Raw genomic sequence first — 12,435 nt, forward strand, 5'->3', positions numbered from 1 at the left:
TTGTGATTTTTTGATTATTTTAGTTACCTAATACCTTGACTGAGCCATACCTCAGCTAAAGACCACCTAAATAATCCGCCATGACCGCTTTACTAAGAAAAGCTGCTCTTCTGTTTCTTATATTATCCTCTTTTTATTCTCAGGCACAAACCAACCGCTATGTGAATCCTACAGGTAGTGATGCCTCGGACTGCGCCAACCCTCACACGCCTTGTGCCACAATTGATTATGCCATGACTCAAATAGTTACTGGTGATATCATCAACCTCCGCGCTGGACTACATGCATCTACGACTCTTAATGATGGCATATACTTAATCGGTGAAGGAGATATATCTATCGTACAAGGCATAACGGTCTCTGGTGACGATATCACGATAGAAAATATTAAAATTGAAGGAGGCACTACCGGTATCACAGCTAATGGCTCCAACTTGACCATAAAAAATGTGAACTGCTCAGGCCACTCAAGTAGAGGCATCAGAGTTACCAGTAGTGCTGCACTGACGAACCTTACCATATCCAATTGCAACCTAAATGACAATAACTATGGTCTTTGGCTGGATGATGACACAGACCTGGATGGCCTTTCTGTCACCAATTCCTCCATGGATAACGGTCGAATTGGTTTTTATTCAGCGTATGCTGCCTCTACCAATACTGGCGATGTCACCAACGTCACTTTTAGAAACTGTACATTCAATAACAATACTGATAAAGGCATCTATGTAGAAAAATTAGACAACGCCCTATTCGAAAACATCACAGTGATAGGCAGTGGCGTTCGATCAGATTATGTCTGGAATGCAGGAATTGACATCAACCTAAAATGGAAAGCCTATAGCAATATCACCATTCGTAATGCTAGAATACTTGACTGCGGAGCCATTGGATCCAACAACATCGGCAGTAGCCCAGAGAATCGCCGCGCTGCTGCTATCACCATCAAAGCCAGAACGGATGCATCCTCTTACAACTCACCAGCTGCTTCACTTGATAATGTCACTCTAGAAGGTGTGATCATCAATGGGCTGGTCAACGACATACGATTTGGTGAAGTAGATAAGGTTGACAATGACGGAATCGACATGAGTACTGTTTCGATTAGTCACTGTTCGTTTGGGAATGATGACGTTTACAGCTTTGTGAATGAAGAAAACAATGGAACACTAGATCTTCAGTACAACTATTGGGGCGGCGCTACAGTATCAACTGCCGATTTCAGTGGCGCCAACACTACCCAATCCAATGATCTGGCCAATGAAATCGTAGACAATGCCAACAATAGTTATGCAACTTTATCGGCAGCACTAGCTGGGGGAAATCCAACCATCCGAAATCTGCCTTCAGGTACCATTTCGGGCACCACCACTATTTCAAGTGCAGTAACCCTCATTTCACCAGGTGCTGGTTATTTGAACGATGAATCGAGGACTACGTTTGAAAATCTCACAGTAAATGGAGGAGATCTATTGATGTCTAGTGATATTGCGATTTCTGGAGATTTGGCATTGACTAACGACCTAGATATTGGAAATAATTTCAATATTATTCTTGATGGCACAACTTCCGGAAGCGGGGCAATAACCGCCGATGGAACTACAGGGTTAATTATAGAAGGCAATGGAGATATCGCATCCTTGATCACAAGTGCTGATTTTGAACGAGTGTCCATAGACCGTCCAAACGGAACGGTTACCCTAGGTGCGGATTTATCAACCGAACATCTTCTTTTAACCAATGGCCTCTTTAACACTAGCAGTACTCATGAAATTATTTTTACGGGATTAACAGCCTTACCGGGCAATGATGATAGCTACGTGCAAGGACCCATGAGTGCTTCTGTCACCACCACCGTGATAGGTAATAAAGTTGTATTTCCCGTAGGAAAAAGTGAGTACCATCCTATAATATTTGAGGGTATGGATCATACAGGCGCTGCCTCTCTTCAAGCTGAGTTTATTGAAGCTGACCCCAGTGGAGATGGCCTTCTCATTGGAGGAGGGATACTCAATGCGCTGGACATGGTGTCAAGTCAATTTTACTGGTCTGTCGACCCTACCTTAGGGGTGATAATTGACTTAGATAAGGTAACTGTGGGCTATCAAGAAGCTGACCAAATTTCTGAACCCGATAAAGTTCGAATAGCACAATTGCAAAACATCAGTATTGTGGACTATTGGGTGAATATAGGGGGAAGTGGTAGTTCACCGCTAAGTTCTGGCAACCCTCCACCCAATGTGATCAATCCGTTACCCAATCGTTTTACTCTAGCCAGTGAAGGAACAAGCTCCAACTTCACGAGTGCTGCTACGGTATATGTCGATGGTGCTGGCGATGATACTGCAGATGGGCTTTCCTTAGTCACACCCAAGGCTACTTTATCCTCTGGATATGCCTTGGTCAGTGATGGCGGAACTATTCACCTTGCTGCAGGCACTTACAATGAAGCCATTACCATCAACAAATCCATTACCATCACAGGAACCAGTAGCCCAGTAATTGGCGAAGTGACCATCAATACCTTACCTACTTTCACTGATGTCACTGCTGATATAGTGAATGTAAATAGCGGCGTTTCTATAGGAAGTTGTATTACACTGGCTTCTACTGGAGGAACTGTTAATGTAGCCAGTGGTACATTCAATGAATCAATCTCTATCAGCAAGGCGCTGACCTTAAATGGTGCCAATGCAGCTGTTTCAGGTAATGATAGTCGAGGAGCAGAAACCATTATTACTAAAAATGGATTATCCTACAACGTTCAAATTGCCTCAGACAATGTTACGATCGACGGTTTTCAGCTAGGACTTTCAGATTTTTCAGATAATACAGAAACTGCCATCTCCAGTTCTGGTTACAACAACTTCACCATTCAAAATAGTGTGATCAATGCATATTCTAATGGTATATTCATATACAATGCAAGCACCGGTGGTGTAGATATCAATCACAATCAAATCAACATGGCCAATTTAATTGACCCATTTGATTTTTACGCGACACCAAGCTCAAGTATTGGTGTGTTACTAGACGACCTCAATGGCTCATTAGCAGATGTAGTGAGCAACTTAGTAATCAATGGCGCGTCATATGGAATCATGGTACATGGTGCCGATAATTCAGCTGGAAATCTTTCTATTTCAGATATTGCCATTACAAACTGTACCAAAGGCATCGAAATAAGTAATGTAAGTGCTTTTGTGGGTGACTATGCGCCAAGTCATGTGAGCCTTTCAGGTGTAGCCGTTAGTGATTTTAATGGTCCCGGTGCTGGTCTGGCCCAACCTGACACCCAAGCAGGCATATACGCTTTTGTCACCGGAAATGCCACCACAGCAGATGATATCGAACTTGCTATGGATGATATAGAGGTGTCTGGTACCGGAAATAGCCAAAGCGACTATTCAGGCATTTACATAGCAGATTTTCAAAGTAGTGGTCCCTACGATGGCACAGATGAAGATGGTATCAGCGTATCAGCTACGTTAACAAATAGCTATATCCATCACAATGAAAATAGAGGGGTATATGTTCGTGGACGAAATGCTACGCTGGATATCAGCCAATCGACCATTGCCCATAATGGGTTTGACCCCAATGGCAATGGATACCACATGTATGCACATGCTTATGGCACAGCCACAGCTACCAATTGTTTCTTCACCAGTCCTACGACCTCAGCACAACTGTCTTCACAGTTTGATGGTTTCAATATATTGGACAACAACTGTTCCCTTACCATTTCAGCCTCCGATATCAACCAGAATAATAATGGAAATATAGCAGTAGGATCAGGAATTGACCTCTCAGGCAATTACTTCAACTCATTAGATGAAAGCACTATAGCAGGTTGGGTAAACAATCAAGACTTTACGCCTTATTTGGCTTCTGGTACAGACACAGATGCAGGTACTAGTGGCTTTCAACCAGATGCAAGTCAATATTATGTGACTAGTCTAGGCGCTCAGACTTTAGCTGTCAACAGAAATCAAGAGGGTCATAACACGATCACCGAAGGAGGCACCATATATATTAATGATGGTGACTACACTGGTGACGCCATTAGTTTGACCAAGGACTTAAATGCCGTACTTACAGGTACTCCAGAAATCACAGATCTGTCCATAAGTGGCAATAAAACTTTGAATATAGCTGGCAACTTGTTGGTGCATGGAGACCTATCGCTTACCAATTCTATTATTAATATTTCATCTGGTTCAATCACGCTAAGTACGTCGGCCTCAGACATTGTAGAATCAAGCACTGCGTACGTAACCGGAATCGTCACAATGGAACCTCGATCACCAGGAGCCGGTTCTTCTGCACTAGATTTATTGGGAGCCAATTTTGACATAGGCACTGATGTAGGCGAAGTGACCATCAGCCGCACCACTGGCTCTAGCGCTATCGTTAATGGTACACCTGCAGAATCGATTGCTGCAGTTTGGGAGATTTCTTCTACGATAGCTCCTTCTGGAGATACTGATATTGATTTTATTTGGGTATCTCCATTTGACAATAGCCTTACCCTTAACCCCATGGACGTTTACCAAAATACGGGGTCAAGCTGGACGGCTATCAACGACCCCCAAGATGCTAGTGGTAGATCCATCAGCATTGTTGATTTGAACAATTTTGGCTCATTTACTGTTTCTGCAGATGGATCGGCTTTACCAGTAGAGCTCATCTCTATTTCAGCTACCAACCAGTTAGATTATAATCTACTTCAATGGGAAACTGCCTCAGAAATCAACCATGACTACTTTGAAATTCAAAGAAGTGCGGATGGTAATCATTTTGCTGCCTTGGACAGAATAAGTTCACAGCACAATTCTACGACCATCAACAACTATGAATGGAAGGATTTTAGTCCTTTGGCAGGCAAATCCTACTATAGATTAAAAATGGTCGATTTTGATGGGTACACTGAGTATTCGCCTGTGGCTTCAGTAAATTTGGATTACGAATCCGTCGTTTTACATCCCAACCCTGCCACAGAAGTATTGAATATCCAATCGTCCACGCCATTTGGCAACGTAGAAGTAATCAGCACTTCAGGGAAACGAATGGCACTAAATGTCAGTCATAGTCAGATCGATATTTCTTCCCTTCAGCCAGGTATATACATGCTGAAAATGGTTTCAAATGCTGAAGTCATTCAATCAAGGTTTATCAAAGAGTAGAATTCCATCATTTTTTGGTGTGAGCAGTTGTCAGCCAAGTAGCATTCATAGTACATTTGCGGCTGACAATTCTATACCATGTACAAAGCTCTCATCCGCCCCTTTTTATTCCTATTTCAACCAGAAAACGCACATCATTTAACTTTTTTCATGATGGAAGTGATCAATGCCATTCCGCTTGGGCGAACACTTTTTTCATTGGCTCATGGCCAAAAAAATAATGGACAAGAAACTGAGCTTTTTGGTTTGACATTTCCAAACAAAGTAGGACTAGCAGCAGGATTGGATAAAAATGCAGAGGCCATTGATATGTTTGCTGCTATGGGATTTGGTTTTGTAGAAATCGGCACGGTCACCCCAAAACCACAGCCTGGTAACCCCAAACCAAGACTCTTCAGACTGAGAAAAGATGAAGCTCTCATTAATCGCATGGGCTTTAACAATGATGGCGTGGCTGTAGTCAAAGAAAGATTAAAGAAAAGAAAATCGAACATTCTGGTTGGTGGCAACATTGGCAAAAACAAAGTCACTCCAAATGAAGAAGCAGTCAACGATTATATCATTTGCTTTAAAGAATTGTTTGATGTGGTGGATTATTTCGTAGTAAATGTAAGTTCTCCTAATACACCAGGGTTGAGAGAACTACAAGAGAAAAAACCGCTCTCCAACATTCTAAATACCCTGATGGAAGAAAACAAAAAGAGACCCACCTCTAAACCCATTTTATTAAAAATAGCTCCAGATTTAACCGAAGATCAATTAGTCGACATTATTGAAATTGTGAATGAAACAAAAATAGATGGGGTGATCGCCACCAATACCACCATAGATCGGTCGGGACTACAAACAGAAACCTCAAAAGTGGAGGACATAGGAGCTGGTGGTTTGAGTGGAAGACCCGTTCAGACCAAATCCACAGAAGTAATTCGCTTCTTGCATGAAAAATCAAATGGCTCCTTCCCAATCATAGGCGTCGGTGGAATAAACTCGGGTGAATCAGCGTTGGAAAAGATAAATGCGGGTGCTAGTCTGGTCCAAGTATATAGTGGCTTCATCTATGAAGGTCCAAAACTGATTTCAAAAATCAATAAAGCACTTGCCTAACTATGTACTAAATGATCGAATCATGGGTTAACATTTGTGCCCATTTTGATTAATTTACATTCCAAATACTCATCAATGGCCAAGAATACTTTTAAGAGCAAAACCAAGGAAAAAAGACAGTTTAAAATACCCTCCTTTTCTATTGGAATTCTAAACGACCGACGTTTTCATTTGTCTCTGGGGTTTTTAACTCTTATTTCTAGCTTATTTCTACTCACTGCTTTTATCTCCTATTTATTCACAGGTAAGGCTGACCAAAGTATCATGGGTAATATTGCAGAAACTGGTATGAAAGCTTCAGGATTAGAAGCGGAAAACTGGTTGGGTCTGTTTGGAGCGTTTACCGCTCATTATTTCATCTATCAATTTTTTGGAATAGCCTCCTTTTTTATTCCGCCATTTCTATTTTTAGTTGGTTACAAAATAGTATTCAATAGAGAAATTCTACCCATTTCAAAATCATTCTGGTTTACCATTTTTTTCCTGCTTTGGGTAAGCATATTTATTGGTTACTTCATGATCAATTCCGAGCAGATCAATATCTGGGGTTTTCTTGGGGGAGGAACCGGATTTGAATTGGCCATATTATTAGATAGCCTAATGGGCTGGGGTACCTTACTCTTTTTACTATTTGCCTTAGCTGTATTTACCATCTACTTTTTTAACATCACGAAACTAGTGGGTCTGAGCAGTATGCCATCTTTAGAAAGCAGATTCGATAACGAAACTGAAGTAGATGGTATTGAAAAAGAAGAAAAAGATGATGACTCAGAAACTATTGCAGCGGTCGTATCAGCCATCAAAGAAGAAGTAGAAAAAGAAGAGGCTGAAGCTGAATCTCAGCAAGTAGACGAAAAAGAGGAATGGAATGTTGAGATAAAAAAGACAGCTCCAAAAAAAGCTGAAAAACCAGAACTGGTATTAGATGTAGACGAACCAAAAGCTGAAAAGGAGCCTATTCCTGAAAGGAAACCTGTTAATCCAGTCGTAGAAAAGGAAGATCATCTGGCGTTGGAAGTTGAAAAACCACAAGCCAAAGAAAAAACAACTGACAAACTCGAAAATTACGACCCTACATTAGATCTAGCAAAATACATCTACCCCACACCAGAACTTCTGATTGACTACCCAGAGAAAAATGTACAAGTCACCAAAGAGGAATTAGAACAAAACAAAGATAATATCGTCGAAACGCTGATCAATTTCAAGATAGGCATTTCAAGCATTAAGGCTACTATTGGGCCAACAGTCACGCTATATGAAATAGTACCAGAGGCTGGAGTGAAAATTTCGAAGATCAAAAACCTGGAAGACGACATCGCTTTGAGCTTGGCCGCTTTAGGCATAAGAATCATCGCCCCTATCCCAGGCAAAGGCACTATCGGTATCGAAGTTCCTAACAAAAATCGTGAAATGGTAGATGTAAAGTCTATCTTGACTACAGATAAGTTCATGAAAAGTAATGCTGAACTTCCTGTCGTTTTAGGCAAAACCATTTCAAACGAAGTATATGTGACAGATTTGGCTAAAATGCCACACCTATTAATGGCTGGTGCTACTGGGCAAGGAAAATCTGTAGGTCTGAATATTCTGCTGACCTCGCTCATTTATAAAAAGCACCCTTCCCAACTAAAATTTGTGCTCGTAGACCCTAAAAAAGTGGAGCTTACCCTTTTCAATAAAATTGAAAAGCATTTTTTAGCCATGCTGCCAGGCACCGAAGAAGCAATTATTACGGATACCAAAAAAGTGATTCACACGCTGAATTCGCTTTGTATCGAAATGGACAATCGATACGATTTACTCAAAAATGCGGCTTGTAGAAACTTAAAAGAATACAACAAGAAATTCGTTGAGCGAAAGCTAAACCCAAACAAAGGGCACAAATTCCTACCTTACATCGTCCTTGTGATTGATGAGTTAGCTGATTTGATGATGACGGCAGGTAAGGAAGTAGAAACCCCAATTGCTCGTTTGGCACAACTTGCTCGTGCGATTGGTATTCACCTCGTAGTCGCTACACAGCGACCGTCAGTTAATGTGATCACAGGGGTTATCAAAGCCAACTTCCCCGCACGATTGTCATTTAGAGTAACTTCTAAGATTGATTCTCGGACCATTTTGGATGCTGGAGGAGCAGAGCAGCTGGTAGGTATGGGAGATATGCTGCTTTCTCTAGGATCAGAAATTATTCGTTTGCAGTGTGGATTTGTAGACACACCGGAAGTAGATCGAATTTGTGAATTTGTAGGTGATCAACAGGGATATGATTCGGCCTACCTTCTTCCAGAATATGTAGGAGAAGAATCTGATAGTGCAATAGGTGAAGTTGACCTTAAAGACCGAGATGTGCTCTTTGAAGATGCGGCTAGACTTATTGTAATGCATCAACAAGGCAGTACTTCATTGGTACAGCGAAAACTTAAATTAGGATACAATCGAGCGGGAAGGCTTATTGATCAGCTCGAAGCAGCAGGCATCGTAGGGCCATTTGAAGGGAGTAAAGCTCGTGAAGTTTTAGTGTCAGATGAACACTCGCTCGAACAAATGCTCAACGAACTCAATGGTCTTTAAGAAACTTTATTAACTTTTATATTTGGCACGGAATGTGCAATTTGTCCATCGTTATCAACAATTTTTAAAATTACACGCATTATGAAGTCGATTCAAATTCTATTTATGCTAACCATAGTAGCTCTCACTCATGCCATTGCCCAAAAAGATCCGGCAGCCAAAGAAGTGTTAGATGCTATGAGTGAAAAGTATCAAAAAATCCCTGCATTCAGAGCTCAATTCTCTTATACCATGGAAGATGATAGCGACGAAATAGACGAAGGGTTTAAAGGCACAATCTTAGTTAAGGGTGACAAATACAAGTTAATCATGGACGAACAGGAGGTTACATTTGATGGCTCTGATATTTATACTTACCTAAAAGAAGAAAACGAAATTACCATCTCTAGCTTTGACCCTGAAGAAGAAGAAATATCTCTTTCAAATATCTTCAATATCTATAAAGAAGGTTACAAGTACGTATATACAGAATCTAAAAACAATGGAACAACAGACGTTGTAGATTTGGTGCCAGAAGATCGTGACAAAGAATATTTCAAAATAAGAATGGAAATTGCTGCTAGTGATAAGTCATTGAAAAGCTTTAAAGTATTCGACAAATCTGGAAGTAGATATCTTTACAAAGTATTGAGCTTTAAAGAAGATGCAACTATCACCGACAAAACATTTGCATACGACAAGGCTAAATTTCAAGGTGCAGAAGTAATCGACTTTAGATAGAATGAAAAAATAGAAATTAAAAGGCTCTGACTTGTGTTTTGATCACAGTCAGAGCCTTTTTTATGTTCAGTTAAATTCAAAAAATATGTGTCTCCTATTATTTGCATGGAAAAAGCACTTGAGTTACGACTTAGTCCTAGCTGCCAATAGAGATGAGTTTTATAAGAGACCCACTCAACAAGCACATATTTGGTCTGATTCCTTGGATTTGATCGCTGGTAAAGATCTCACCGCTGGAGGTACGTGGATGGGAGTCACAAAAACTGGAAAGTTCGCTGCATTAACTAACTATAGAGACCCAAGCCAGATTAATGACCAAGCACCTTCCCGTGGGGATTTAACCAAAGATTTTCTCACTCAGAGCTATTCACCTAAAGACTATCTTGAAAAAATTAAAGCTGCCAAAATTCCATTCAATGGATTCAACCTGCTAGTAGGAGATCATGAGTCACTGTGGTACTATAATAATCTGAATTGTAATATCACCGAACTATCTCCTGGAATTTATGGACTAAGCAATGCTCTACTCAATGACTCATGGCCAAAAGTAGAAAATGGCAAGAAAAAAATAAGCCAGCTCATTCATCAAGATCTGTTAAAAACTGATGACCTATTAGAGATAGTCCAAGATCGGTCAATTGCTCAAAACGATCAGTTGCCAAGTACGGGCATTCCCCTCGACTGGGAGCGTGCACTTTCAGCTATGTTTATAAGTACTGAAAACTATGGCACACGGTGCTCTTCAGCACTTCTCAAAAAAGGCAATCAATTTGATTTCAAGGAAAAAACTCATCCGCATCTTGGACAAAAAGAAGATCAGGTAGAATTTATCTTCTAAAACTACTCTAATCGTCGATCAATATACCTAGCAATACGGATTGAACTCAGCTTCATATCGCTCTAATTTTATTGTATAACAATCTAAAAATTGGAACTATTATGAAAACTTACAGTCTAAAATATGGAATTTTAGTTGTCTGCCTCCTCACTTTCATGGGGAGTTTAAGAGCGCAAGATGCGCTTTGGCAACTTGACTTTGAAAAAGAAATCGCGTGGAATAAAATCACGGATTCAGGCATCTTGTTAGTTGGGACCAGTGACATGGGACTTCACGGTATCGACTCTCGAGATGGCAACAAACTATGGAGTAACGACATTATGAAAGGCGCTAAGGGGGTCAGAGGCGCTGACGGTAAAAAACAAGACCCTTCTGCTCTTTTCGAACAATTTATTTATGTAATTGAAGATGAGGAATATCCTGAAATGGGAGATTTCATTGAAATCAAATACACTGACAATGGTGCTTATAAGAATTACGCCATTGTTAATATTCAGAATGGCGAAGAAGTAATCAGCCCAAGAAAGGCTGAAATGCCAATTACTAAGTTTTTCGGAAAAGAAATGCCCACCTTCAACTACTATGGAACAGGTTACATTCCTGAATTGAGAATGGTCATTATTTCTGCCTCTTGGATTGATGTGATGCAAAAAGGAGCCCCTATGTATCAAATGACCAAAATGGTAGAACTACCAAGCGCCAAAGTGATTTGGGAAAGCGATCAAGTATCTAGTGAAAACTTTCCATTCGTAGTGGGTACAGATATCATTATGCCCGGAAAGACGAAAATCGCACGAATGGATGCCAAAAGCGGAAAAATTAAATGGGACTACAACACTTCTCTTAAAAATCAGACTTTTGAAAAATTTGACTTAAGTCTCGACCTTTCCACCGGATACTTCTTTGAGAAAAAGAAAAACAGTGGAACACTGTCAGCGGTTGATATGGAATCTGGAAGAAAATTCTGGGAACAAGAATTGAAGCTCAAAGATGTTCCATCGCTGACAGCCATGAGCTATGGTGTAGTAACAAAGGATGATAGCAATCTCCGCTTGTATGATTTGAAATCTGGCACTGAGAAATGGAAAGTCAAAAAAGTGGATGGAACGGTCATCGATTTGGGTGATCATGGTATAGCCATCACACAAAAGGAAAAGAGATTGGTTTTACTTGATCCAGCTACTGGAGACGCCAAATGGGATGAAAAAATATCAGGAATTAATATTGACCGTATCGTAGGTAACGGAATTATGTATTCCGATGCCAAAGGAAGATTAGGTGTCATTCAGTATGACGGCGAGAAAATTTGGAACAAAAAAGGAATGCTGGATGTACCAAGCATCAGATATCAAGTAGAACTTGGACGAGAGTTGATGTACATAGATGGCGACTTGTATGATGTGGATCTTTTTTCTGGGGATTACAGTGTGCTTATTGGAAAGCTTGACAAACAATTCGAAGGAGATGAAGAACCTGCAAGCATAGAACTAGTCGACGGTGGCTATTTGATAAGCTCCAGTCAAAATCTCTTCATGTTCGAAACTGATGGATCATTACGCTGGAAAAAATACTGGGAAGCACCTGGTATGAGTATGGCGGCTAAAATTGCCCTCAGAGTAGGTCAAGCGGCTATGATAGCCATGGCTGCCAGTTCGGCTGCAGCTTCTTCACAGCACAAAACTGCTTATGGAGGAGATACTTATTATTCAAAGATGTATGCGCAACAGGCTGAAGATCTCTCCAAAGGAGCCAGTATGCTTGGGGATGAAGCAAAAAAGTTATTCACCGCATCCAAATCCAAAGGCAATATAAAAATGATTCTTTCGAGAGTAGGTGCAGGTGGACAGGCGAAAAGTTCTGGACTTGTGAAAGTAGACAAAGCAACCGGAGAAGAACTTGGAACTCTCCTATTAGGTGACAAAGAACCCACTTATGACTTCGACCCTATATCAGGTCAGGTGTTCTTCAAGGCTGACAAAAAACAAATCATCAGCTACGCATTATAATATCAAT

6 protein-coding genes are annotated in these 12,435 nt (G+C 40.6%); all 6 read left to right on the top strand.

Annotated features, from left to right (window positions below; genetic code table 11):
- Positions 1-80: 80 nt before the first annotated feature.
- The 6 genes from ABJH98_RS15040 (at position 81) to ABJH98_RS15065 (ending at position 12,428) form a co-directional block, all read left to right on the top strand.
- The gene (locus ABJH98_RS15040; RefSeq protein WP_348308521.1) at positions 81-5,186 is read left to right on the top strand and encodes a right-handed parallel beta-helix repeat-containing protein; all 5,106 of its coding nucleotides are present in this window, start codon (positions 81-83) and stop codon (positions 5,184-5,186) included.
- 78 nt (positions 5,187-5,264) lie between these two features.
- Complete coding sequence (locus ABJH98_RS15045; protein ID WP_348308522.1) at positions 5,265-6,290, top strand: quinone-dependent dihydroorotate dehydrogenase; 1,026 nt, start codon at positions 5,265-5,267, stop codon at positions 6,288-6,290.
- A gap of 75 nt (positions 6,291-6,365) precedes the next feature.
- Positions 6,366-8,864, top strand: a complete 2,499-nt coding sequence (locus ABJH98_RS15050; protein WP_348308523.1) for a DNA translocase FtsK 4TM domain-containing protein — start codon at positions 6,366-6,368, stop codon at positions 8,862-8,864.
- Between the two features lie 81 nt (positions 8,865-8,945).
- Positions 8,946-9,584, top strand: a complete 639-nt coding sequence (locus ABJH98_RS15055; protein ID WP_348308524.1) for an outer membrane lipoprotein carrier protein LolA — start codon at positions 8,946-8,948, stop codon at positions 9,582-9,584.
- A gap of 85 nt (positions 9,585-9,669) precedes the next feature.
- On the top strand, positions 9,670-10,422 hold the full coding sequence (locus ABJH98_RS15060; protein ID WP_348308525.1) for an NRDE family protein: 753 nt from the start codon (positions 9,670-9,672) through the stop codon (positions 10,420-10,422).
- Between the two features lie 101 nt (positions 10,423-10,523).
- Entirely contained in the window at positions 10,524-12,428 is a 1,905-nt protein-coding gene (locus ABJH98_RS15065) for a PQQ-binding-like beta-propeller repeat protein (protein ID WP_348308526.1), read from the top strand.
- Positions 12,429-12,435: the final 7 nt, after the last annotated feature.

It is taken from the genome of Reichenbachiella sp. (genome assembly GCF_039969095.1).
In the GTDB taxonomy this organism is placed as follows: Bacteria; Bacteroidota; Bacteroidia; order Cytophagales; family Cyclobacteriaceae; genus Reichenbachiella.

What these genes read in the sequence shown, in the direction of transcription:
- ABJH98_RS15040 (WP_348308521.1), top strand. Translation starts at nt 81, where the DNA reads ATGACCGCTTTACTAAGAAAAGCTGCTCTTCTGTTTCTTATATTATCC.
- ABJH98_RS15045 (WP_348308522.1), top strand. Translation starts at nt 5,265, where the DNA reads ATGTACAAAGCTCTCATCCGCCCCTTTTTATTCCTATTTCAACCAGAA.
- ABJH98_RS15050 (WP_348308523.1), top strand. Translation starts at nt 6,366, where the DNA reads ATGGCCAAGAATACTTTTAAGAGCAAAACCAAGGAAAAAAGACAGTTT.
- ABJH98_RS15055 (WP_348308524.1), top strand. Translation starts at nt 8,946, where the DNA reads ATGAAGTCGATTCAAATTCTATTTATGCTAACCATAGTAGCTCTCACT.
- ABJH98_RS15060 (WP_348308525.1), top strand. Translation starts at nt 9,670, where the DNA reads ATGTGTCTCCTATTATTTGCATGGAAAAAGCACTTGAGTTACGACTTA.
- ABJH98_RS15065 (WP_348308526.1), top strand. Translation starts at nt 10,524, where the DNA reads ATGAAAACTTACAGTCTAAAATATGGAATTTTAGTTGTCTGCCTCCTC.